Genomic DNA, 22,766 nt, shown 5'->3' on the forward strand with positions numbered 1-22,766 from the left:
CTCATGCCTTGTTGTTCTTGAAGAAGTCAGCTTCGCTGACGATACGGTTGACCAGGCGACCGACGCCTTCCACTTCCACCACCACTTCATCGCCCGGCACCACATCGGCCAGGCCTTCTGGCGTACCGGTGGCGATCATGTCGCCCGGTTGCAGGGTCATGAAGCTGGAGAAATATTCGATGAGGTGCGGGATGTCGAAGATCATGTCCGCCGTGGTGCCTTCCTGCTTCAGCTCACCGTTGATCCAGGTATGCAGCTTCAGGTTGCTGACGTCCGGCACATCGGCCGCATCGACGATCCATGGGCCGACCGGGGTGGTGGCGTCGCGGTTTTTCACCCGCAGGTTGGGGCGGTAGTAGTTTTCCAGGTAGTCGCGGATGGCGTAGTCGTTACACACGGTGTAGCCGGCAACGTAGGCCAGGGCGTCCTCGCGCTTGACGTTTTTCGCCGCTTTGCCGATCACCGCCACCAGCTCGCACTCGTAGTGCATGTATTCGACGTTGTCCGGGCGCCAGGTGACCTGGTTGTGGCCGGTGTAGGTGCCCGGCGACTTGATGAAGGCCAGTGGTTCGGTGGGCGGCGCGAAGGCCAGCTCCCTGGCGTGGTCGGCGTAGTTCAGGCCCAGGGCAAACATGCTGCCGGTGGCGGGTGGCAGCCAGGTGACCTGGTCTTGATGCACCAGGCGGCCGTCGGCCAGGCGCAGGTGATCGTCTTCGACCGTGACATCGTGGGCCTGGCCGTCGAACTGGATACGGGCGTGTTTCACAGGTAATTCCTCACTCGGCGACGATGTGGTTGGTCAGCTTGCCCAGGCCGTCGATTTCGATATCGACGCGGTCGCCTGGCTGTACATCGACGCGGCCCTCGGGGGTGCCGGTGATCAGGATGTCGCCGGCGTGCAGGGTCATGAACTCACTGATTTCGGCAATCAGCTGCGCCACCGTGCGTACGCAGTTGGCGGTGTTGTTGTGCTGGCGCAGTTCACCATTCACATACAGGCGCACGCCCAGGGCATCGGGGTTGGCCACTTGGCTGGCGGGCACCAGTTCGGGGCCGACCGGGCAAAAACCATCACGGCACTTGGCCTTGACTGCGGGGCGGTAGTAGCTGTCTTCGGGCAGGCTCACTTCGTTGACGATGGTGTAGCCCGCCACATGCTCCAGGGCTTGCGCCACGCTGACGCGGCTGGCGTCCTTGCCAATCACCACGCCCAGCGCCGGGCCGGGTTGCACGCGCTGCACGCCGGCCGGGAACACCACCTGGCCTTCATGCTGGTTGCGGGTGTTCGGGGTCTTGACGAACAACACCGGCTTGACCGGCAGTTGCTTGTACGGTGCTTCGACGAACGCCGCTTGGTGCTGCTGCAGCAAACCCTGGTAGTTCAGCGCGACGCCGAACAGGGTGCCGCTGGCAACGTCATGCAGGGCATGGCTCATGCTCTTCTCCTGGCAGTGCAGGGCGGTGGCCGTCCTGCGAATTTCGTTAATGTGTTAATGTTATAGTTAATATGTTAACGATGGTCAAGGGGTGGCCAGTGGCGCCTGCCAGCAAGGCAAGGCACCATGGGCCATCGTCAACAGGGTCAAGCGATTTGCGAGCAAGCAGCCATGAGCGACCGGCATCCGATTCCGAACATCAACATCGGCCAGGTGTACGACCAGCGCTACAGCGACAGTGAGGTGCATTACGACCGGCTGGGCAACCTGGCGGGCTTTTTCGGGCGCAATATGCCGGTGCACCGGCATGACCGGTTCTTCCAGGTGCATTACGTGAAGTCGGGGACGGTGCGGGTGTATCTGGACGACCAGCAGTACATCGAGGCAGGGCCGATGTTCTTCCTCACACCGCCCACGGTCGCCCACGCGTTCGTCACCGAAGCTGACAGCGATGGGCATGTGCTGACCGTACGCCAGCAACTGGTGTGGCAACTGATCGAAGCCGATGCCAGCCTGCTGCCGGCAGGCATGCAGGTGCAGCCTGCCTGTGTGGCGCTGGGCAACCTGCCGGCCGAATTCAAGGCCGAGGCGCAGCGCCTGCAAGGCTGGCTGGAAGCGTTGAGCGACGAATTTGCCACGCAGCAACCGGGGCGCGAGGCAGCGCTGCAGTCGTTGACCCGGTTGATCATGATCAGCTTGCTGCGCTTGTGCCCCCACTCGCTGGAATCGACCCCGGCGCGGCATGAAGACTTGAAGATCTTTCACCGTTTCAATGCGCTGATCGAAGCGCATTACCTGGAGCATTGGCCGCTGGCCCGCTACGCGCAGCAGATCGGCGTCACCGAGGCGCGGCTGAACGATGTATGCCGGCGCATCGCCGACCTGCCGTCCAAACGCCTGGTGCTGGAACGGCTGATGCAGGAGGCCAAGCGCTTGCTGTTGTTTTCCGGTAGCACGGCCAACGAAATCTGTTACCAGCTCGGCTTCAAGGACCCGGCCTATTTCAGCCGCTTCTTCAACCGCTACGCCAAGCTCACGCCCGGGGAGTACCGGCAGCGGCAGGCCGCATTGCAGTGATATGGCCACGTTGGCTCACCCGGTTGCTGTTGTTGTTTGTACCGGATGGTGGCAGCTGGAGCGCGTGGCCTGAATGGGTTTTCCGTGGAACAGATTGCACTTTCCAGCCTGCATGCCCTTAAATTTGTGAATTGAGAAAACCACAGGCTTGACCATGACCAAGACACAACCTTCGCTCACGCTCAGCCTTTTGCAGGCTCGCGAAGCCGCGATGGCATTTTTCAGGCCGCTGCTGAACGAGCACGACCTGACCGAGCAGCAATGGCGGGTAATCCGCATCCTCAAGCAGCAGGGTGAGCTGGAGAATTACCAGCTGGCGGAGCTGGCCTGCATCCTCAAGCCGAGCATGACCGGGGTGCTGGGGCGATTGGAGCGCGACGGGCTGGTGCGGCGGCAAAAGGCGGCGCAGGACCAGCGGCGGGTGTTCGTCAGCCTGACCGAAGGCGGGGAGGCGTGCTTTGCCTCGATGAAGGAAGGGATGGACGCCAACTACCAGAAGATTCAGGCGCAGTTTGGTGAAGAGAAGCTAAAACAGTTGATGGGGTTGTTGAATGACCTGAAGCGCATCGTGCCATAACGTTCTTCAGGCTTTGTGCGAGCTTCTGTAGGAGCGGCCTAGTGCCGCGAATGGGCTGCACAGCAGCCCCGGCGATTTCCGCGGCGAAGCTCAAATCCTGGGGCCGCTTCGCCGCCCATTCGCGGCACAAGGCCGCTCCTACAGGGGATGGCGGCGAGGTACTCAGTACTCCCAGAAGATCCGCTGCAGCTCTTTGCTGTCCTGGGTCTTGGTCATCGCCACCATCGCCAGAATCCGAGCCTTCTGTGGGTTCAGGTCGTGGGCCACCACCCAGTCGTTCTTGTCATCCGGCTGTTCGGCGTTGCGCAGCACGAAGCCACCCTGGTTGACGTGCGACGAGCGGATGATCTGCACGCCGTTCTTGCGCAGTTCCTGCAACGCCGGCACCACCCGCGACGACACCGAACCGTTGCCGGTGCCTGCGTGAATCAGGGCCTTGGCACCGTTCTGCGCCAGTGCCTTGTAGGCGGTGTCGGTCACGTTGCCATAGCCATAGGCAATGTCCACCTGCGGCAAGCTGCTGATCTGCTTGATGTCGAACTCGGAGTTGACCGTATGGCGCTTGGCTGGCAGGCGGAACCAGTAGGACTTGCCTTCCACCACCATGCCCATCGGGCCCCAGGCGCTCTTGAAGGCTTCGGTCTTGATGTTGACCGACTTGCTCACGTCACGCCCCGACTGGATCTCGTCGTTCATGGTCACCAGCACACCCTTGCCACGCGACTGCTTGTCGCTGGCCACGGCCACGGCGTTGTAAAGGTTGAGCATGCCGTCGGCAGACATGGCGGTGCCCGGGCGCATCGAGCCGACTACCACGATTGGCTTGTCGGTCTTTTCCACCAGGTTGAGGAAGAAGGCGGTTTCTTCGAGGGTGTCGGTGCCGTGGGTGATGACGATACCGTCGACATCCTTGCTGTCGGCCAGCTCGGCGACGCGCTTGCCCAGTTTCAACAGGTCGTCATTGCTGATGCTTTCAGAGGCGATCTGCATCACCTGCTCACCGCGCACGTTGGCGATGTCGGCCAGTTCCGGCACGCCGGCAATCAGCTTGTCGACGCCCAGCTTGGCGGCCTGGTAGGTGGCGCTGTTGGCAGCGCTGGCGCCGGCGCCGGCAATGGTGCCGCCCGTGGCGAGGATGACCACGTTGGCGAGTTTCTGCTGGGTTTCGGCTTCTTTGGCTGAGGCGGAGGTTGGCAGAATCAGCAGCAGGGCGAGTGCGCTGGGGGCGAAGGTTTTAAGTGCGGCATTCATCGTTATTGTTCTCTCTCTTTCTAGTGAGATAGTTATTGAGTCGCGCAGGGCTACAGGCATGTTTCGTACCAGCTTGCGCGGACGGCTTTTTGTGTGGGAGCGGCCTTGCGTCGCGATGGGCTGCGCAGCAGCCCCAGAATGCTGGCTTCAGCACACATTGCCGGGGCTGCTGCGCCGCCCATCGCGACACAAGGCCGCTCCTACAAGGGCAGTGTTTCATTCGTAATTCCGAACAAGCATAGGAAAAGGTGTTCGGTTTTTCGGAAAAATCTGCATAATCGGCCACAGCAGTGCTTGGCCTCCGACAGCCAAACGGATTTGACAAACCGCGGTCCTGTTTCCATAGTTAGTCAACGCAAACGTTTGCGATCCGATAAAAAACACAAGATTCGGAGTCATCGTCCATGAAACTGCCGTTCCCCGGTCGTCTGCTGGCCCTCGCTGTCGTTTCCTCCCTTACCCTCGCACTGCCCCTGTCTGCTGCCCACGCCGAAGACAAGCCCAAGGTCGCCCTGGTGATGAAGTCACTGGCCAACGAATTCTTCCGCACCATGGAAGACGGCGCCAAGGACTACCAGAAAGCCCACGCCGACGAGTTCGACCTGGTTGCCAACGGCATCAAGAACGAGACCGACACCGTCGAGCAGATTCGCATTGTCGAGCAGATGGTCAATGCCGGCGCCAAGGCGCTGGTGATTGCCCCGGCAGATTCCAAGGCGCTGGTGTCGGCGGTGCAGAAGGCCATGGCCCAGGGCGTGGTGGTGATCAACATCGACAACCGCCTGGACCCTGACCTGCTCAAGAGCAAAGGCATCAGCGTGCCCTTCGTCGGCCCTGACAACCGCAAGGGCGCGCGCCTGGTCGGCGACTACCTGGCAAGCCAGAAGCTGAAGGCCGGCGACCAGGTGGGCATCATCGAAGGCGTGCCGACCACCACCAACGCCCAGCAGCGTACCGCCGGTTTCAAGGACGCCATGGACGCCGCGCAGATGAAAATCGTCTCGGTCCTAAGCGGCAATTGGGAAATCGACAAAGGCAACGGCGTCGCCGCCGCCATGCTCAACGAATACCCCGACCTGAAGGCCCTGCTGGCCGGCAACGACAGCATGGCCCTGGGCGCCGTGTCGGCCGTGCGCGCCGCCGGCAAGGCCGGCCAGGTGCAAGTGGTGGGCTACGACAACATCAACGCCATCAAGCCGATGCTTGCCGATGGTCGCGTGCTTGCCACCCTCGACCAGGCCGCCAGCCAGCAGGCGGTGTACGGCATTCAGGCTGCGCTGAAAATGGTCAAGGGCGAGAAACCGGATGTGGATGCCGACAACGTCATCCAGACCCCGGTCGAACTCATCACCAAAAAGCCCTGACGGTGCCAGGAGAAACGGCCATGCCTGCATCGGCCAATGAAGTGGTGCTGTCCGCCAGCGGCTTGGGCAAGACCTACGCCCAGCCCGTGCTCGGCGAGGTCAGCCTGAACCTGCGGGCCGGCGAAGTGCTGGCCCTGACCGGCGAGAACGGCGCGGGAAAAAGTACGTTGTCCAAGCTCATCAGCGGCCTGGAGGTGCCCACCACCGGGCACATGACCTACCGCGGCCAGGCCTACGCGCCCGGCAGCCGCAGCGTGGCCGAGCGCCTTGGGGTGCGCATGGTGATGCAGGAGCTGAACTTGCTGCCGACGCTGACCGTGGCGGAAAACCTGTTTCTCGACAACCTGCCCAGCCGCTTCGGCTGGATCAGCCAAAAGCGCCTGCGCCAGTTGGCCACCGCCGCCATGGCGCAGGTCGGGCTCGATGCCATCGACCCGGATACCCCGGTGGGCGAGCTGGGCATCGGCCATCAGCAGATGGTCGAGATTGCCCGCAACCTGATCGGTGACTGCCATGTACTGATCTTCGACGAGCCCACTGCCATGCTCACTGCGCGCGAGGTGGAGTTGCTGTTTACCCAGATCGAGCGCCTGCGCGAGCGGGGCGTGGCCATCGTTTATATCTCCCATCGTCTCGAAGAGTTACAGCGCGTGGCCCAACGCATCGTTGTACTGCGCGATGGCAAGCTGGTGTGCGACGAGCCGATCCAGCGCTACAGCAGCGCCGAACTGGTCAACCTGATGGTCGGCCGCGAGCTGGGCGAGCATATCGACCTGGGTCGTCGACAGATCGGTGCGCCGCTGCTCAAGGTCGACAAACTCAGCCGTGCTGACAAGGTGCGCGAAGTGTCGTTTGAGGTCAGGGCAGGGGAGATCTTTGGCATCTCCGGCCTGATCGGCGCCGGCCGTACCGAGCTGTTGCGCCTGATCTACGGTGCCGATCGCGCCGACAGTGGCAGCATCGCGCTGGGCCAGCCGCCGCAGGCGGTAAGCATCGACTCGCCCAAGGCCGCAGTGCGGGCCGGTATCGCGCTCATCACCGAAGACCGCAAAGGCGAGGGCCTGCTGCTGACGCAGTCGATCAGCGCCAACATCGCCTTGGGCAACCTGGGTGCGGTATCGCGGGCGGGCGTGCTCGATGGCGAGGCGGAACAGGCCTTGGCCGAGCGCCAGATCCAGGCCATGCGCATTCGCAGTGCTGGCGCGCAGCAAGTGGTGGGCGAGCTGTCTGGCGGCAATCAGCAGAAGGTGGTGATAGGCCGCTGGCTGGAGCGCGACTGCCAGGTGCTGCTGTTCGACGAGCCCACCCGGGGCATCGACGTGGGTGCCAAATTCGACATCTACGGCCTGCTGGCCGAGCTGGCGCGCCAAGGCAAGGCACTGGTAGTGGTGTCCAGCGACCTGCGTGAGCTGATGCTGATCTGCGACCGCATCGCCGTGCTGTCGGCCGGCCGCCTGATCGACACCTTTGAACGTGACCATTGGAGCCAGGACCAGCTGCTTGCTGCCGCTTTTGCCGGTTATCAGAAACGTGACGCACTGCTGCACGATGCAGCCCCCAGGATGGATGCATGAAAACCTCCCCGCTGGACACTCAAGGCGCCACCCCGGTGCGCCGCAGCGGCACGTACTTTGGCCTGGGCACCTACCTTGGCCTGGCCGGCGCCTTGCTGGCGATGATCGTGCTGTTCTCGTTCTTAAGCAGCCACTTCTGGTCGTACAGCACCTTCAGCACCCTGGCCAATCAGATCCCCGACCTGATGGTACTGGCCGTGGGCATGACCTTTGTGCTGATTATCGGCGGTATCGACCTGTCGGTGGGCTCGGTGCTGGCCTTGGCTGCTTCTGCAGTGAGTGTGGCGATTCTTGGCTGGGGCTGGGGCGTGCTGCCGTCGGCGCTGCTGGGCATGGCTGTGGCCGCGCTGGCCGGCAGCATCACCGGTGGCGTTACCGTGGCTTGGCGTATTCCCTCGTTCATCGTCTCGCTCGGGGTGCTGGAAATGGCCCGCGGCCTGGCCTACCAGCTCACCGACTCGCGCACCGCCTACATCGGCGATGCCTACGCCTGGTTCTCCAACCCGGTTGCCTTCGGTATTTCGCCAGCGTTCATCATCGCCTTGCTGGTGATTGTGCTGGCCCACCTGGTGCTGACCCGCACGGTGTTCGGCCGTTACCTGATCGGCATTGGTACCAACGAAGAGGCCGTGCGCCTGGCTGGCATCGACCCGCGCCCATACAAAGTGCTGGTGTTCGCCCTGATGGGGTTGCTGGCAGGCCTGGCTGCGCTGTTCCAGATTTCGCGCCTGGAAGCAGCCGACCCCAACGCCGGCTCCGGCCTGGAGCTGCAAGTTATCGCCGCCGTGGTAATTGGCGGCACCAGCCTGATGGGCGGGCGTGGCTCGGTCATCAGCACCTTTTTTGGCGTACTGATCATTTCCGTATTGGCGGCCGGGCTGGCGCAAATTGGCGCCAGCGAGCCGACCAAACGCATCATCACCGGGGCGGTGATCGTCATCGCCGTGGTGCTCGACACTTACCGTAGCCGGCGTGCAGGCCGGCGGAACTGACACTATGGCAACCATCAAAGACGTCGCGGCATTGGCGGGCATTTCCTACACCACCGTGTCCCATGTATTGAACAAGACCCGCCCGGTGAGCGAACACGTGCGGCAGAAGGTTGAAGCCGCCATTATCGAGCTGGACTACGTGCCCAGCGCTGTGGCGCGCTCACTCAAGGCGCGCAGCACAGCCACCATCGGCCTGCTGGTGCCCAACAGCGTCAACCCGTACTTCGCCGAGCTGGCAAGGGGCATTGAAGACGCTTGCGAACGCAACGGCTATTGCGTGATTTTGTGCAACTCCGACGACAACCCACAGAAGCAGCGCAGTTACCTGCGTGTGCTGCTGGAAAAGCGCATCGATGGCCTGGTGGTGGCCTCGGTGGGCCAGGACAGCGACCTGCTGCAAAGCCTGGCCTGCGTGCGCACGCCGATGGTGATCGTCGACCGTGAGCTGGAAGGCGTGGATGCCGACCTGGTGCGCATCGACCACGAGCACGGCGCCTACCTGGCCACCCAGCATCTGCTGGAGCTTGGCCACCGCGATGTCGCCTATATTGGCGGCCCTGCAGAAACCGGGGTTACCCAGTTGCGCCTGAACGGCTTCCGCCGTGCCATGGCCGAAGCCGGCGTGCCGGTGCTGGGCAGCCGTGTGCTGCACTGCGACTTCACCAGCCCAGGTGGGCACGCAGCAGCGGCGCAGGTGCTGGAGGGCAAACGGCCCACGGCGATTTTTGCCGGCAACGACATGATCGGCTTTGGCGTGCTGCGTGCTGCAGCCGAACGCAATATCAGCGTACCGGGCGAGCTGTCGGTGATCGGTTTCGACGACATCGAGCTCAGCCGCTATGTGTACCCGCCGCTGACCACGGTAGGCCAGTCGATTCGCGAGCTGGGCGAAAGCGCCGCCTCGCTGCTGCTGTCGCGCATCGGCACACCCCGCCACGGTGCGGCGGAGCAACGCATCGTTGCCCCGCGCATCGTGCTGCGTGAGTCCACCGGGCCGCGCCCGGACCTGTTCAACGATTACCGCTAACGCTAAGGAAACGTCATGAATGCCAAGGTTGTGGTGGTCGGCAGCCTCAATATGGACCTGGTGGCCCGCGCCCAGCGCCTGCCCCGGGCCGGCGAAACACTCCCCGGCGAAAGCTTTTTCACCGTGCCGGGCGGCAAGGGCGCCAACCAGGCCGTGGCGGTGGCACGGCTGGGCGGCAGCGTGGCGATGATCGGCAACGTGGGTGACGATGACTATGGCCGGCAACTGCATCGGGCCCTGTATGTCGAGGGCATCGACTGCCAGGGCGTCAGCACCTGCCCAGGGGTGTCCAGCGGTGTGGCACTGATTACCGTGGATGCTGCCAGCCAGAACTGCATCGTCATCATTCCTGGCGGCAACGGCCTGCTGACGCCGCAGTCGGTACAGCGCTTCGATGCCTTGTTACAGGCTGCCGAGGTGGTCATCTGCCAGCTGGAAGTGCCAACCGACACCGTGGCCTGGACACTGGCCAGGGCCCGTGAGCTGGGCAAGCAGGTAATCCTGAACCCGGCGCCGGCCACCGGCCCCTTGCCGGCGGACTGGTTTGCGTGCATCGATTACCTCACGCCTAACGAAAGCGAGGCCGAAGCCCTGACCGGGGTGGCAGTCACTGACCAGGACAGTGCCCGGCGTGCTGGCGAGCGCTTGCTACAGCTGGGGGCGGGTAAAGTGATCATCACCCTGGGGGCGCAAGGGGCCTTGCTGATTACTGCGCAGGGCCATCGGCACTATCCGGCGCCGGTGGTGCAACCGCTGGACACCACCGCTGCTGGCGATACCTTCATTGGTGGCTTTGCTGCCGGGCTGGTGCGGGGGCTGGAGGAGGGCGAGGCCATTGCCTTTGGCCAGCGCGCCGCCGCCTTGTCGGTTACCCGTGCCGGTGCCCAGCCGTCGATTCCTTACCTGGCGGAGCTGGCCCCATGAAGAAAACCCCGTTGCTGAACGTTGCCCTGTCGCGGGTCATTGCCGGCATGGGGCATGGCGATATCCTGGTGATCGGCGATGCCGGGCTGCCGGTGCCACCGGGCGTGGAGCTGATCGACCTGGCCATCACCCCCGGCCTGCCGGATTTCGCCAGCGTGTTGCGGGTAGTGCTGAGCGAGTTGCAGGTAGAACGGCATGTGCTGGCTGAAGAAATGCAGAAAGTGGTGCCGCCCGGGCTGGTCGAGATCGAGCGGCTGAAGGGCAAGCTGGGCAAGCGCGAATGGCTGAGCCATGAAGATTTCAAGGTGCTGTCGCGCAGTGCCCGCGCGGTGGTGCGTACCGGTGAATGCCAGCCTTACAGCAACATCGCCCTCATCTCCGGCGTCACCTTCTGAAGGCGGGGGCTATGCCCCCGATCGCCGGCAAGCCAGCTCCCACAGGGATGTCACCAGCCTTGAAGGCGGCGCTGTACCTGTAGGAGCTGGCTTGCCGGCGATTGGGCCGCACTGCGGCCCCGGAACCCTCTACCTAGGCAACAGGAGTGCCCCCCCCCATGCTCAAACCCCTGCTACAAGGAATCGCCTTCATGGCCACAGCCACCACCCTGCAGGCCGCCCCCATCGACCTGATCATCGACACCGACCCCGGCGCCGACGATGTGGTCGCGCTGTTCCTGGCCATGGCCTCGCCCGACGAACTCACTATCCGCGCCATCACCACCGTGGCCGGCAACGTGCGCCTGGATAAAACCTCGCGCAACGCCCGCCTGGCCTGCGAATGGGCGGGGCGCGAAGACATCCCCGTGTACGCCGGCGCCGGCCGCCCACTGGTGCGCGCGCCGATCTACGCCGCCGACGTTCATGGCGAAGAAGGCCTTACCGGTATTCAGGTGCACGAGCCCAAAACCCCTCTGGCCCAAGGCAATGCCGTGCAATACCTGGTCGACACCCTCGGCACAGCCAAACCGCACAGCATCACTGTCGCTATGCTTGGCCCACAAACCAACCTGGCCCTGGCGTTGATCCAGCGGCCGGACATCGCCAAGGGCATCAAGGAGGTGGTGGTCATGGGCGGTGCCCATTTCAACGGCGGCAACATCACCCCGGTGGCGGAATTCAACCTGTACGCCGACCCGCACGCTGCAGAAGTGGTGCTGGCCAGCGGCGTGCAACTCACCTACCTGCCGCTGGACGTCACCCACAAGCTGCTGACCAGCGACGCCCGCCTGAAACAACTGGCAGCCGTGAACAATCAGGCCAGCAAGCGCGTGGTCGATATTCTCAATGCCTACATCACCCACGACATGGACCTGTACGGCATGCCCGGCGGCCCGGTGCATGACGCCAGCGTCATTGCCTATCTGTTAAAGCCTGAGCTGTTCAGTGGCCGGCGCATTCACATGAGCATCGACAGCCGCGAAGGCCCAACTTTTGGCCAGACCGTTGCCGACTGGTACGGCGTACTCAAGCAGCCGGCGAATGTGCTGTGGGTGGAGCAGGGCGATGCCCAGGGGCTGTTCGACCTGCTCAGCGCCCGTCTGGCGCGATTGGAATAGCCGCGTGCGGCGCGTAGCGCTCGAACACCTGGTCGATGAAGCTGCGTGCCGCCTCGGCACCGTTGTCGCGTACCAACAGGTCAATGGCGATCAACAGCAATTCTTCCGGTGTGCCAGGGCTGTACGCGCTCTGGCCCTCCGCCCATTTGACCTTGATGTCGGCATCGATGCTGTGGGTACTCATGAAAAGCTCTCGCTTGGGGCCCGGTACGGAAGGGTGAACACCTGACCCTGGTGTTCGATGGAGGCGGGATGCGCTCCACTTCTTGCAGCAAATCATGGCTTTGCGCCAGTGACCGTGCGCGCTAAGCATATGGCAAACGCGGTGGGTTGTGCAAAATCCAGTCACGATTGCTTTTCGCCTCGGTGCTAGAGTTCAGGCAGACTTGACCGGTTTTGCAACAAATACCCAGCGGAGCTGTCGGAACAGACAGTTCCCGGACCCATTTAGGAGGCTTCATGTTCCGTACCCGTGCTTACCTGGCAACCCTGGCGGTGGCTGCTGTCCTGGCTGGTTGCAGCACTGGTGGCAATGCTGGCGGCAACGCTGGCGGCGATGCCCCGGCGGCATCGGCTGGCAACGATGGCCGCTGCGAAGCCAGCGGCGCCGATTTTGCCATTGGCAAGCCCGCCAGTGCCGAGCTACTGGAGCAGGCGCGCAAGGCCAGTGGCTCGCAGATGGCACGTATTCTCACGCCGCACGATGTGGTTACCCTGGAGTACCGCTCCGAGCGCCTTAACCTGAACGTGGACGAGCAGGGCAAGGTGACCCGCGTCAACTGCGGTTGATGCAGCTCCAAAGGCCCATGCGGTCCCTGTAGGAGCGGCACAAGGCCGCTCCTACAAAGAGCAGCGTGTGCCGCCTGATAAGCGCCCATAAAAAAACCCGCCACAAGGGCGGGTTTTTTCACAGCTTCCGAATTACTCCGGACGAACCTGAGCAGCCTGCATGCCCTTCTGACCGCGCTCGGCGACGAAGGAAACTTGCTGACCTTCTTTCAGGCTCTTGAAGCCGTCGGATTCGATGGCCTTGAAGTGAACGAACAGGTCGTCGCCGCCGCCTTGTGGGGTGATGAAGCCGAAGCCTTTCTCATCATTGAACCATTTGACGGTGCCGGTTTGGCGATTGGACATGGGATGAATCTCCAGAAACTTGAAATTTTTCGAAGTGCCTAGACGCCTGAGCTGTCTGGCACAGATGACATCATAGTCTAATTCTGCGGAAGTAGCGCCTTTTACCTTCACCGGATGTTGATCCAGCGCAAAATAATGGTCAGCCACCACCGGCTTTAAGGTTTCAGCGCTTCGGTGCGCAGGCCTGTTGCACCACGGTCTGGGCCTTTTGCATCAGCTTGGCGTCAACGCCATCCTGGCTGTCCAGGTCGGCAATCTCGGCGTCGGTGAAATTCTTTTTGATAGCTTGTGCGCCGCAGTCGCAGTGTTTTTTCGCGGTGGCAGCGTCAACGCCCTGGCTGCCGGCCACTTGCGTGCACTGTGCGGTGTAGGCGGCCTCCTTCCCTGCAGGGAAGTTGCCGGCGTTCGCAGCCACGGGCAGCAGCAGGGCGCCAGCGGCCGCCAGGGCCAGAAGGGACGGAACTCGCATAACCAGTTACTCCTTGGGTTAAGGTCTCATCAAGAGTAGGTTGCTTCCCAAAGTCTGAGCGGTATTTTTCCGCGTTAGTTCACCGCTGCGGTTCAATTTCCAAATATTTCTGCCTGGGGTGCAACCCGCGTGCTAGCATGCTCGGCTTGTGGTCGCGCCTGTGCCGGCTGCAGCTATCTTTTTTCTTTCCAGTCACTCTGGTTCGTCCCTTGCAAGCCGAAAGGCTTCTGCCACTGTGAGGCAGGCTTCCTTATGAAGGAAGGCAGGCCGGATCTTGTACTGGCTCATCCCAACCCACGTGACCTTTGGTAGGGGTCACCACTAGGAGAGGAGGCGCCATGCCCGTTATTACTCTTCCCGATGGCAGTCAACGTTCGTTTGATCACGCCGTATCCGTAGCCGACGTTGCCGCTTCCATCGGCGCCGGCCTGGCCAAGGCCACCGTCGCCGGCAAGGTCGACGGCAAACTGGTCGATGCTTGCGACCTGATCAGCCACGACGCCACCCTGCAGATCATCACCCCTAAAGATGAAGAGGGACTGGAGATCATCCGTCACTCGTGCGCCCACCTGGTCGGCCACGCAGTGAAGCAGCTGTACCCGACCGCCAAGATGGTGATCGGCCCGGTTATCGACGAAGGCTTCTATTACGACATCGCCTACGAGCGCCCCTTCACCCCTGAAGACATGGCCGCCATCGAAAAGCGCATGATGGAGCTGATCGAAAAAGACTACGACGTGGTCAAGAAGGTGACCCCGCGCGCCGAAGTCATCGATGTGTTCAAGGCCCGTGGCGAAGACTACAAGCTGCGCCTGGTCGAAGACATGCCGGACGAGCAGGCCATGGGCCTGTATTACCACGAAGAATACGTCGACATGTGCCGTGGCCCGCACGTGCCGAACACCCGCTTCCTCAAGGCATTCAAGCTGACCAAGCTGTCCGGTGCCTACTGGCGCGGTGATGCCAAGAACGAGCAGCTGCAACGCGTGTACGGCACCGCCTGGGCCGACAAGAAGCAGCTGGCAGCTTACGTCCAGCGCATCGAAGAAGCCGAAAAACGCGACCACCGCAAGATCGGCAAGCAGCTCGACCTGTTCCACCTGCAGGAAGAAGCCCCGGGCATGGTGTTCTGGCACGCCAACGGCTGGACCGTGTACCAGGTGCTCGAGCAGTACATGCGCCAGGTTCAGCGCGCCAACGGCTACCTGGAAATCAAGACGCCGCAGGTTGTCGACCGTATTTTGTGGGAGCGCTCCGGCCACTGGTCCAACTACGCCGAGAACATGTTCACCACTTCGTCGGAAAGCCGTGACTACGCGGTAAAACCGATGAACTGCCCGTGCCACGTGCAGGTGTTCAACCAGGGCCTGAAAAGCTACCGCGACCTGCCGCTGCGCCTGGCCGAGTTCGGTGCCTGCCACCGTAACGAGCCGTCCGGCGCCCTGCACGGCATCATGCGCGTGCGTGGCTTTGTGCAGGACGACGCGCACATCTTCTGCACCGAAGAACAGGTGAAGAAGGAAGCCGCCGACTTCATCAAGCTGACCCTGGACGTGTACAAGGACTTCGGCTTCAGCGACATCGCCATGAAGTTGTCCACGCGCCCGGCCAAGCGTGTCGGTTCTGAAGAGCTGTGGGACCGTGCCGAAAGCGCACTGGCCGACGCCCTGAACGAATCGGGCCTGGAGTGGGAATACCAGCCAGGCGAGGGCGCCTTCTACGGCCCGAAAATCGAGTTTACCCTGCGCGACTGCCTCGGCCGTAACTGGCAGTGTGGTACCCTGCAGTACGACCCGAACCTGCCAGAGCGTCTGGACGCCAGCTACATCGCCGAAGACAACAGCCGTATTCGCCCGGTCATGCTGCACCGCGCCATCCTCGGTTCGTTCGAGCGCTTCATCGGTATGCTGATCGAACACTACGCTGGCGTGTTCCCGGCGTGGCTGGCTCCGACCCAGGCGGTGATCATGAATATCACCGACAAACAGGCCGATTTCGCCCTCGAGGTTGAGAAATCTCTGAACGGTAGCGGTTTCCGTGCCAAGTCGGACTTGAGAAATGAGAAGATCGGCTTTAAAATCCGCGAGCATACTTTGCTCAAGGTCCCGTACCTTTTGGTTATAGGGGATCGCGAAGTCGAAACGCAGACCGTTGCAGTGCGTACTCGCGAAGGCGCAGACCTGGGCTCCATGCCCGTCGCCCAATTCGCTGAGCTTCTGACACAAGCGGTTTCCCGGCGTGGTCGCCAAGAATCGGAGTAATGACTATTAAGCGTGAAATGAGAAACGATAAGCGTGCTGTACCGAAGGCCCCGATCAACGAGAATATCTCGGCCCGCGAGGTTCGGTTAATTGGCGCAGACGGCGAGCAGGTTGGCATCGTCTCGATTGATGAAGCGCTGCGTATCGCTGATGAAGCGAAGCTGGACCTGGTAGAAATCTCTGCAGACGCGGTACCGCCTGTCTGCAAGGTCATGGACTACGGCAAGCACCTCTTCGAAAAGAAGAAGCAGGCCAACGAAGCCAAGAAAAACCAGAAGCAGATCCAGATCAAAGAAATCAAGTTTCGTCCAGGGACGGAGGATGGGGATTACCAGGTAAAACTACGCAACCTGGTACGTTTCCTTACCGATGGGGACAAGGCCAAGATCTCTCTGAGATTCCGTGGTCGTGAGATGGCCCACCAGGAGCTGGGCATGGAGCTGTTGAAGCGGGTTGAAGCTGACCTGCTTGAATACGGCACCGTTGAGCAGCATCCGAAGATGGAAGGACGCCAGCTTATGATGGTCATCGCCCCCAAAAAGAAGAAGTAATCTCCCGGGCACGGCAGGCCTGATGATTATTGTGTAATTTTTTTCGAATGCGGAGTTCAACATGCCAAAAATGAAAACCAAGAGCGGTGCTGCGAAGCGCTTCCTGAAGACAGCTTCGGGCTTCAAGCACAAGCACGCTTTCAAGAGCCACATCCTGACCAAAATGTCGACCAAGCGTAAGCGTCAACTGCGCGGTGCCAGCTTGCTGCACCCGTCTGACGTGGCAAAAGTCGAGCGCATGCTGCGCGTTCGTTAATTCTGGTTAAGATAGAGGAAGTTACTCATGGCTCGTGTTAAGCGTGGCGTCATCGCTCGTAAGCGTCACAAGAAAATTCTGAAACTGGCTAAAGGTTACTACGGTGCACGCTCGCGCGTATTCCGCGTAGCCAAGCAAGCGGTCATCAAGGCAGGCCAATACGCCTACCGCGACCGTCGCCAGAAGAAGCGTCAGTTCCGCGCACTGTGGATCGCTCGTATCAACGCCGGTGCTCGCAACAACGGTCTGTCCTACAGCCGTCTGATTGCTGGCCTGAAAAAGGCTTCGATCGAAATCGACCGTAAGGTTCTGGCCGATCTGGCAGTGAACGAAAAAGCGGCGTTTGCTGCGATTGTCGAGAAAGCTAAAGCCGTTCTGGCTTAAGTACCCGCGACAATCACCCGGCGGCGCTAGCGCCGTCGGGCATTGAACGTCATCGATAGGGGAAGAGCCTTCAAAGCTCTTCCCCTATTTTCGTATCTGGAGTCTGTACATGGAAAACCTGGATGCGCTGGTCTCCCAAGCCCTAGAGGCCGTGGAGCGCGCTGAAGACATCAATGCCCTGGAACAGATCCGGGTTAATTATCTCGGCAAGAAGGGCGAGCTGACCCAGGTGATGAAGACCCTGGGCAACCTGCCAGCCGAAGAACGGCCGAAAGTCGGCGCGCTGATCAACGACGCCAAAGAGCGCGTCACCGTTGTGCTCAATGCCCGCAAGGCCGCCTTTGAAGAAGCCGAGCTCAGCGCTCGCCTGGCTGCCGAATGCATTGACGTCACCCTGCCAGGCCGCGGCCAGGCCACCGGTGGCTTGCACCCGATCACCCGTACACTCGAGCGCATCGAGCAGTTCTTCACCCACATCGGCTACGGCATTGCCGAAGGCCCAGAGGTCGAAGACGACTACCACAACTTCGAAGCGCTCAACATCCCCGGCCACCACCCGGCCCGGGCGATGCACGACACCTTCTACTTCAATGCCAACATGCTGCTGCGTACCCACACCTCGCCGGTGCAGGTGCGGACCATGGAGTCCACCCAGCCGCCCATCCGCATTGTGTGCCCAGGCCGCGTATACCGCTGCGACTCGGATATCACCCACTCGCCGATGTTCCACCAGGTCGAAGGCCTGTTGATCGATCGCGATATCAACTTCGCCGACCTCAAGGGCACCATCGAAGAATTCCTGCGGGTGTTCTTCGAAAAAGAACTGGCGGTACGTTTCCGCCCATCGTTCTTCCCCTTCACCGAGCCGTCCGCCGAAGTCGACATCCAGTGCGTGATGTGTTCCGGCAACGGCTGCCGCGTGTGCAAGCAAACCGGCTGGCTGGAAGTGATGGGCTGCGGCATGGTGCACCCAAGCGTGCTGCGCATGTCCGGCATCGACCCTGAAGAGTTCCAGGGCTTCGCCTTCGGCATGGGCGCCGAGCGCCTGGCCATGCTGCGCTATGGCGTCAACGATTTGCGTCTGTTCTTCGATAACGACCTGCGGTTCCTTGCCCAATTCCGCTAGGCCCAATCGACGCACATTCTAGGAGAACAGCATGAAATTCAGTGAACAGTGGCTGCGCGGTTGGGTAAACCCGCAAGTCTCCCGTGACGAACTGGTCGCCCGCCTGTCCATGGCCGGCCTCGAAGTCGACAGCGTTACCCCTGCTGCCGGCCAGTTCAGCGGCATTGTCGTGGGCGAAATCCTCGCCACCGAACAACACCCGGACGCCGACAAGCTGCGCGTGTGCCAGGTGACCAACGGCCAGGAAACCTTCCAGGTCGTGTGCGGCGCCCCTAACGCCCGCCCAGGCATCAAGATCCCGTTCGCCATGATCGGTGCCGAGCTGTCTGGCGACTTCAAGATCAAAAAGGCCAAGCTGCGCGGCGTCGAGTCCTTCGGCATGCTGTGCTCGGCGGCCGAGCTGGAAATCAGCGAAGAGAACGACGGCCTGCTGGAACTGGCGGCTGACGCCCCGGTTGGCGAAGACATTCGCAAATACCTGAGCCTTGACGACGCCAGCATCGAAATCGGCCTGACCCCCAACCGCGGTGACTGCCTGTCCATCGCAGGCCTGGCCCGCGACGTCAGCGCCCTGTACGACACCCCAGTCACCCGCCCGGTGGTGCCTGCCGTAGCGCCTGCCCACGACGAAGTGCGCCCGGTCGAAGTCAGCGCCCCGGCGGCCTGCCCACGCTACCTGGGCCGCGTTATCCGTAACGTCGACCTCAGCAAGCCGACCCCACTGTGGATGGTCGAACGCCTGCGCCGCAGCGACGTGCGCAGCATCGACGCCGCCGTCGACATCACCAACTACGTGATGCTCGAACTCGGCCAGCCGATGCACGCCTTCGACCTGGCAGAAATCAACGGCGGCATCCGCGTACGCATGGCCGAAGAGGGCGAAAAGCTCGTCCTGCTCGACGGTCAGGAAGTTGCCCTGCGTGCTGACACCCTGGTCATCGCCGACCACACCCGCGCCCTGGCCATCGCCGGCGTCATGGGTGGCGAGCACAGCGGTGTGAACACCGAAAAAACCCGCGACCTGTTCCTGGAAAGCGCCTTCTTCGAGCCGATTTCCGTTGCCGGTAAAGCCCGTTCCTACGGCCTGCACACCGATGCCTCGCACCGCTACGAGCGCGGCGTGGACTCGCAGCTGGCCCGCGAAGCCATCGAGCGCGCCACCCAGCTGCTGCTGGACATCGTCGGTGGCGAAGCCGGCCCTGTGGTCGAGGCTGTCAGCGAACAGCACCTGCCGCAAGTGGCCCCGGTTACCCTGCGCGCTGAACGCATCACCCAGATGCTCGGCATGGAAATGGACCCAGCCCAGGTCGAGCAACTGCTCAACGCCTTGGAGCTGACCACGACCAAGAGTGGCGGCTCTGAAGGTGTAGCGCAGTGGACCGTCAACGTCCCAAGCCACCGCTTCGACATCAGCCTGGAAGTGGACCTGATCGAAGAGCTGGCCCGCCTGTACGGCTACAACAACCTGCCAGTTCGCTACCCGCAAGCCCGCCTGGCCCCACAGGGCAAGCCGGAAACCCGCGGTGACCTGCCAACCCTGCGCCGCCTGCTGGTTGCCCGCGGCTACCAGGAAGCCATCACCTACAGCTTCATCGACCCGAAACTGTTCGAACTGTTCAGCCCGGGCGTAGAGCCGCTGTTGCTGGCCAACCCCATCTCCAGCGACATGGCCGCCATGCGTGCGTCCCTGTGGCCGGGCCTGGTCAAGGCACTGCAGCACAACCTGAACCGCCAGCAAGACCGCGTGCGCCTGTTCGAAAGCGGCCTGCGCTTCGTCGGCCAACTGGGTGACCTGCAGCAGCAGCCAATGATTGCCGGCGTTATCACCGGCAGCCGCCTGCCAGAAGGCTGGGCCAACGGCCGCGACGGCGTCGACTTCTTCGACGTAAAAGCCGACGTGGAAGCCCTGCTGGGCTACTCCGGTGCCCTGAGCGACTTCACCTTCAGCGCCGGCAAACACCCAGCCCTGCACCCAGGGCAAACCGCCGCCATCGAGCGCGACGGCAAGCTGGTCGGCTACCTCGGCGCCATCCACCCAGAGCTGGCCAAGGCCCTGGGCCTGGACCGCCCGGTGTTCCTGTTCGAGCTGGTGCTGGGCGACGTGGTCGAAGGCCGCCTGCCGAAATTCAGCGAGCTGTCCAAGTTCCCGGAAACCCGTCGTGACCTGGCTTTGATTGCAGGACGTGATGTAGCTTCTAGCGCGGTGCTTGAATTAATTCGTGACAATGCAGGTGAATGGCTCACAGACCTCAGGCTGTTTGATGTCTACCAAGGTAAAGGCATTGATCCTGATAGAAAAAGCCTTGCCGTTGGCTTGACCTGGCAGCATCCATCGCGCACTCTTAACGACGATGAGGTGAACACTACCCTGCAAAACATCCTCACCTCGCTCGAACAAAGGTTGAACACCACGTTAAGGAAATAACGGCATGGGTGCTCTGACGAAAGCTGAGATGGCCGAAAGGCTGTACGAGGAGCTGGGGCTTAACAAGCGTGAGGCCAAGGAGCTGGTCGAGCTGTTTTTCGAAGAAATTCGGCACGCACTTGAAGAGAACGAGCAGGTGAAGCTGTCCGGTTTCGGCAACTTCGACCTTCGCGACAAACGCCAGCGGCCGGGCCGCAACCCCAAGACAGGGGAAGAGATCCCGATCACTGCACGGCGCGTCGTCACCTTTCGTCCAGGGCAGAAGTTGAAGGCCCGGGTTGAGGCCTATGCTGGAACCAAGCCATAACGACGAACTGCCCCCCATACCGGGCAAACGCTACTTCACCATTGGTGAAGTAAGCGAGCTGTGTGCGGTAAAACCGCACGTGCTGCGGTATTGGGAGCAGGAGTTCGACCAGCTTAATCCTGTGAAGCGGCGGGGGAACCGGCGGTATTACCAGCGGCAGGATGTGCTGATGATCCGCCAGATTCGTGCGCTGCTTTATGACCAAGGGTTCACCATTGGCGGGGCTCGATTGAGGCTTTCCAGTGATGAGGCTAAGGATGAATCCAGCCAGTACAAGCAGCTGATTCGGCAGATGATTGTTGAATTGGAGGATGTGTTGGTGGTTTTGAAGAAGTGAGCTGGACTTTTCTGATGAGTGGAAATTTTTTTGAGAAAAAGCTTTCATTTATCAGAGGGTTAGGGTACATTCTTCAACGTTCTTGGCAAGATTGAGAATATGCTTCAAGCCCAGTCGGGGCGTAGCGCAGCCCGGTAGCGCACTTGCATGGGGTGCAAGGGGTCGAGTGTTCGAATCACTCCGTCCCGACCATATATTTCAACGACTTAGCCACCTTAGGGTGGCTTTTTCGTTTCTGGGCATAGTGACTTTTCGAGTGACTTCGCCTTTTCATCACCCAATTCTCCTCTTCAGTATTGTCAGTACAGGTCCGCGTGAATCTGTGGCCGATACCTTGTTTGCTGCCTCGATCAGTTGACCGATCTCCGCGCCGGAGTAGTGACTGGTCACGCTGCCGTTCTTGTGACCCAGAAGCGACTTGCGATCTTCTTCTGAAACACCGGCTGCCTTCAGGCGCCTGCCGAAGGTATGCTTAAGGTCGTGAATCCTGATAGAAGCGAACCCAGGGTGTGCCGGCCGTAGATGCTGCTCCTGCCAGAGCTTTGCCGCGCGCACCCGCGCTTTCTTCCAGGCCGAATCGTTCATCCTGTGCATCGCGGTGCCGTTGTAGGGGAACACCCATTCCCGTGAAAGCCCGCGCTGCTTCTCTATGATCGACCTGGCCACGTCGTTCAGCACCACCAGACGCTCGTCCCGGTTCTTAACCCCAGAGTTCTCATGCCTGCCGCCGAACTCGGCCGGTATGAGGAACACACTGGTGCCCAGCTCTGGTACCGAGATCTCCCAATCCCACCTCAGTTTGCAGACCTCCTGCTCGCGGCAGCCCGTGTTCACCTTGAACAGGGCCATCCGCTGCAAATGGTCTGGCAATTCACCGAAGAGAACCGATTGCTCCTCCCATGACATGGGGTAGGGCTTTCGGCTCGCCTTCTTCTCTTCCAGCTTGGTTAGCAGCGGCACGCTGTCCAGCCACGGCCGGCGCTCCTCGTCCCGCCATTTCCTGCACGCCAGCGATAGAACACGGATCGCTCGTTCGATTGCGATGTTAACTGTCCTGTTGCTCACTCCCTTTTTCACCTTCCCATCCGGTAGTACTACATCGGCCTTCCTGTCGCGAATGAACGGGGCCAGGGCCTCATCATCGATATGCGTCAGCGGCAGGTGGCCGATATAGTCGTCCAGCTGGTTCAGGTACAGCGCAGTGATCCTGAATGAGGGCTGATCCTTGTGCTCGACCAAGTATTTGGCCGCTGCGGCGCTGAACGTCTTGATCTCGCGCACGCCATAGACTTTGCGCAGGCGCATCTTCTCCAGTAAATGGATCAGGTATTGCTCTGCTTCTTCCCGGTCACAAGTGCCAGTGCTTTCTTGAATTCGCTCTCCCCTGTAGATTTTGTCGATTTTCCAGATGCCGCTCGGCATTTTCTGGAGGCCTGTGATTGCCTTTTTGGCCATGGATTCTCCTTGGAGGTCACGGCCAGACGCTCGCTGCGAGGCCGATTGTTGTCTTGATCGGCGGCCTTTTCAACGGCCATCGCCTCGATGTACGCGTCGACCCAGGCGTCCAGCTCAAGTCGATCAAACCCAATGCCTTGCTTTCCAATCGGAAATTCGCGCACGAATGGGCGGACGGTGTTCTTGAATTCGTCTCTGCACATGCCGAGATATCCGGGCGCATCACCGGCCCGGATGATTCTCGGCAGCAAGCCTGGCTGAACTGCAGCGGTGGCGTTTGCCAT

26 protein-coding genes and 1 tRNA gene are annotated in these 22,766 nt (G+C 61.4%); 19 read left to right on the forward strand and 8 right to left on the reverse strand.

Features of this window, described 5'->3' with window-relative positions:
• Nucleotide 1: 1 nt before the first annotated feature.
• Together N805_RS03630 and N805_RS03635 are read right to left on the reverse strand one after the other, a co-directional pair.
• Nucleotides 2–766 (reverse strand): fumarylacetoacetate hydrolase family protein, encoded by a 765-nt coding sequence (locus tag N805_RS03630; RefSeq protein WP_028613285.1) that lies wholly within the window; start codon nucleotides 764–766, stop codon nucleotides 2–4.
• A gap of 10 nt (nucleotides 767–776) precedes the next feature.
• Nucleotides 777–1,436 (reverse strand): fumarylacetoacetate hydrolase family protein, encoded by a 660-nt coding sequence (locus N805_RS03635; RefSeq protein ID WP_028613284.1) that lies wholly within the window; start codon nucleotides 1,434–1,436, stop codon nucleotides 777–779.
• Nucleotides 1,437–1,607: 171 nt separating this feature from the next.
• On the opposite strand from N805_RS03635, the gene hpaA reads away from it, so the two are divergent.
• Complete coding sequence (gene hpaA, locus N805_RS03640; RefSeq protein WP_028613283.1) at nucleotides 1,608–2,513, forward strand: 4-hydroxyphenylacetate catabolism regulatory protein HpaA; 906 nt, start codon at nucleotides 1,608–1,610, stop codon at nucleotides 2,511–2,513.
• Nucleotides 2,514–2,667: 154 nt separating this feature from the next.
• On the forward strand, nucleotides 2,668–3,090 hold the full coding sequence (gene hpaR, locus N805_RS03645; RefSeq protein WP_028613282.1) for a homoprotocatechuate degradation operon regulator HpaR: 423 nt from the start codon (nucleotides 2,668–2,670) through the stop codon (nucleotides 3,088–3,090).
• Between the two features lie 162 nt (nucleotides 3,091–3,252).
• On the opposite strand, the gene N805_RS03650 is transcribed toward hpaR, so the two are convergent.
• On the reverse strand, nucleotides 3,253–4,341 hold the full coding sequence (locus N805_RS03650; protein WP_028613281.1) for an asparaginase: 1,089 nt from the start codon (nucleotides 4,339–4,341) through the stop codon (nucleotides 3,253–3,255).
• 404 nt (nucleotides 4,342–4,745) lie between these two features.
• On the opposite strand from N805_RS03650, the gene N805_RS03655 reads away from it, so the two are divergent.
• The 7 genes from N805_RS03655 to N805_RS03685 all read left to right on the forward strand — a co-directional run bounded on the left by N805_RS03655 (nucleotide 4,746) and on the right by N805_RS03685 (nucleotide 11,777).
• Nucleotides 4,746–5,705, forward strand: a complete 960-nt coding sequence (locus tag N805_RS03655; RefSeq protein WP_028613280.1) for a sugar ABC transporter substrate-binding protein — start codon at nucleotides 4,746–4,748, stop codon at nucleotides 5,703–5,705.
• A gap of 20 nt (nucleotides 5,706–5,725) precedes the next feature.
• Entirely contained in the window at nucleotides 5,726–7,279 is a 1,554-nt protein-coding gene (locus N805_RS03660; RefSeq protein ID WP_028613279.1) for a sugar ABC transporter ATP-binding protein, read from the forward strand.
• Entirely contained in the window at nucleotides 7,276–8,271 is a 996-nt protein-coding gene (locus N805_RS03665; protein WP_028613278.1) for an ABC transporter permease, read from the forward strand. Before N805_RS03660 ends, N805_RS03665 begins: the two co-directional genes overlap by 4 nt.
• A gap of 4 nt (nucleotides 8,272–8,275) precedes the next feature.
• Entirely contained in the window at nucleotides 8,276–9,298 is a 1,023-nt protein-coding gene (locus N805_RS03670) for a LacI family DNA-binding transcriptional regulator (protein ID WP_028613277.1), read from the forward strand.
• Between the two features lie 15 nt (nucleotides 9,299–9,313).
• Nucleotides 9,314–10,222 (forward strand): ribokinase, encoded by a 909-nt coding sequence (gene rbsK / locus N805_RS03675; RefSeq protein WP_028613276.1) that lies wholly within the window; start codon nucleotides 9,314–9,316, stop codon nucleotides 10,220–10,222.
• Nucleotides 10,219–10,617, forward strand: coding sequence for a D-ribose pyranase (gene rbsD / locus N805_RS03680; RefSeq protein ID WP_028613275.1), 399 nt, complete (start codon nucleotides 10,219–10,221; stop codon nucleotides 10,615–10,617). The genes rbsK and rbsD overlap by 4 nt, the downstream gene beginning before the upstream one ends.
• Nucleotides 10,618–10,775: 158 nt before the next feature.
• The gene (locus tag N805_RS03685) at nucleotides 10,776–11,777 is read left to right on the forward strand and encodes a nucleoside hydrolase (protein WP_019471871.1); all 1,002 of its coding nucleotides are present in this window, start codon (nucleotides 10,776–10,778) and stop codon (nucleotides 11,775–11,777) included.
• On the opposite strand, the gene N805_RS03690 is transcribed toward N805_RS03685, so the two are convergent.
• Nucleotides 11,749–11,961, reverse strand: coding sequence for a hypothetical protein (locus N805_RS03690; protein WP_016487888.1), 213 nt, complete (start codon nucleotides 11,959–11,961; stop codon nucleotides 11,749–11,751). The two genes, N805_RS03685 and N805_RS03690, sit on opposite strands and share 29 nt — an antisense overlap.
• A 275-nt stretch (nucleotides 11,962–12,236) precedes the next feature.
• Between N805_RS03690 and N805_RS03695 the strand changes: the two genes are divergently transcribed.
• Entirely contained in the window at nucleotides 12,237–12,566 is a 330-nt protein-coding gene (locus tag N805_RS03695; RefSeq protein ID WP_019471870.1) for an I78 family peptidase inhibitor, read from the forward strand.
• Nucleotides 12,567–12,698: 132 nt separating this feature from the next.
• On the opposite strand, the gene N805_RS03700 is transcribed toward N805_RS03695, so the two are convergent.
• Both N805_RS03700 and N805_RS03705 read right to left on the reverse strand, forming a co-directional pair.
• Nucleotides 12,699–12,911 (reverse strand): cold-shock protein, encoded by a 213-nt coding sequence (locus N805_RS03700; protein ID WP_016499013.1) that lies wholly within the window; start codon nucleotides 12,909–12,911, stop codon nucleotides 12,699–12,701.
• 163 nt (nucleotides 12,912–13,074) lie between these two features.
• Complete coding sequence (locus N805_RS03705) at nucleotides 13,075–13,380, reverse strand: hypothetical protein (protein WP_019471869.1); 306 nt, start codon at nucleotides 13,378–13,380, stop codon at nucleotides 13,075–13,077.
• A gap of 338 nt (nucleotides 13,381–13,718) precedes the next feature.
• Here N805_RS03705 and thrS point away from each other — a divergent pair, with 338 nt between their 5' ends.
• The 9 genes from thrS (at nucleotide 13,719) to N805_RS03750 (ending at nucleotide 21,219) form a co-directional block, all read left to right on the forward strand.
• Complete coding sequence (gene thrS / locus N805_RS03710) at nucleotides 13,719–15,641, forward strand: threonine--tRNA ligase (RefSeq protein ID WP_019471868.1); 1,923 nt, start codon at nucleotides 13,719–13,721, stop codon at nucleotides 15,639–15,641.
• Nucleotides 15,641–16,192, forward strand: a complete 552-nt coding sequence (gene infC / locus N805_RS03715; protein WP_016499016.1) for a translation initiation factor IF-3 — start codon at nucleotides 15,641–15,643, stop codon at nucleotides 16,190–16,192. The genes thrS and infC overlap by 1 nt, the downstream gene beginning before the upstream one ends.
• A gap of 61 nt (nucleotides 16,193–16,253) precedes the next feature.
• Nucleotides 16,254–16,448: a 50S ribosomal protein L35 gene (gene rpmI, locus N805_RS03720; protein ID WP_003250667.1), complete on the forward strand. Its 195-nt coding sequence runs from the start codon at nucleotides 16,254–16,256 to the stop codon at nucleotides 16,446–16,448.
• Nucleotides 16,449–16,475: 27 nt separating this feature from the next.
• Nucleotides 16,476–16,832, forward strand: a complete 357-nt coding sequence (gene rplT / locus N805_RS03725; RefSeq protein ID WP_009394046.1) for a 50S ribosomal protein L20 — start codon at nucleotides 16,476–16,478, stop codon at nucleotides 16,830–16,832.
• Nucleotides 16,833–16,941: 109 nt separating this feature from the next.
• Complete coding sequence (gene pheS / locus N805_RS03730) at nucleotides 16,942–17,958, forward strand: phenylalanine--tRNA ligase subunit alpha (protein ID WP_016487883.1); 1,017 nt, start codon at nucleotides 16,942–16,944, stop codon at nucleotides 17,956–17,958.
• Between the two features lie 31 nt (nucleotides 17,959–17,989).
• A complete protein-coding gene (gene pheT, locus N805_RS03735) occupies nucleotides 17,990–20,383 on the forward strand; it encodes a phenylalanine--tRNA ligase subunit beta (protein ID WP_019471867.1) in 2,394 nt (797 codons plus the stop codon).
• 4 nt (nucleotides 20,384–20,387) lie between these two features.
• Nucleotides 20,388–20,690, forward strand: a complete 303-nt coding sequence (ihfA, locus tag N805_RS03740; RefSeq protein WP_003250679.1) for an integration host factor subunit alpha — start codon at nucleotides 20,388–20,390, stop codon at nucleotides 20,688–20,690.
• Nucleotides 20,671–21,027, forward strand: a complete 357-nt coding sequence (locus N805_RS03745) for a MerR family transcriptional regulator (RefSeq protein ID WP_003250681.1) — start codon at nucleotides 20,671–20,673, stop codon at nucleotides 21,025–21,027. The genes ihfA and N805_RS03745 overlap by 20 nt, the downstream gene beginning before the upstream one ends.
• 115 nt (nucleotides 21,028–21,142) lie before the next feature.
• Nucleotides 21,143–21,219, forward strand: a tRNA-Pro gene (locus N805_RS03750).
• Between the two features lie 81 nt (nucleotides 21,220–21,300).
• Here the strand turns inward: N805_RS03750 and N805_RS03755 are convergent.
• Together N805_RS03755 and N805_RS30890 are read right to left on the reverse strand one after the other, a co-directional pair.
• Nucleotides 21,301–22,449 carry a tyrosine-type recombinase/integrase gene (locus tag N805_RS03755; RefSeq protein ID WP_230685727.1) on the reverse strand — a complete coding sequence of 383 codons (1,149 nt, stop codon included), beginning with the start codon at nucleotides 22,447–22,449 and terminating at the stop codon, nucleotides 21,301–21,303.
• Nucleotides 22,350–22,766, reverse strand: coding sequence for a hypothetical protein (locus tag N805_RS30890; protein ID WP_230685703.1), 417 nt, complete (start codon nucleotides 22,764–22,766; stop codon nucleotides 22,350–22,352). The genes N805_RS03755 and N805_RS30890 overlap by 100 nt, the downstream gene beginning before the upstream one ends.

It is taken from the genome of Pseudomonas putida S13.1.2, from assembly GCF_000498395.2.
In the GTDB taxonomy this organism is placed as follows: Bacteria; Pseudomonadota; Gammaproteobacteria; order Pseudomonadales; family Pseudomonadaceae; genus Aquipseudomonas; species Aquipseudomonas putida_Q.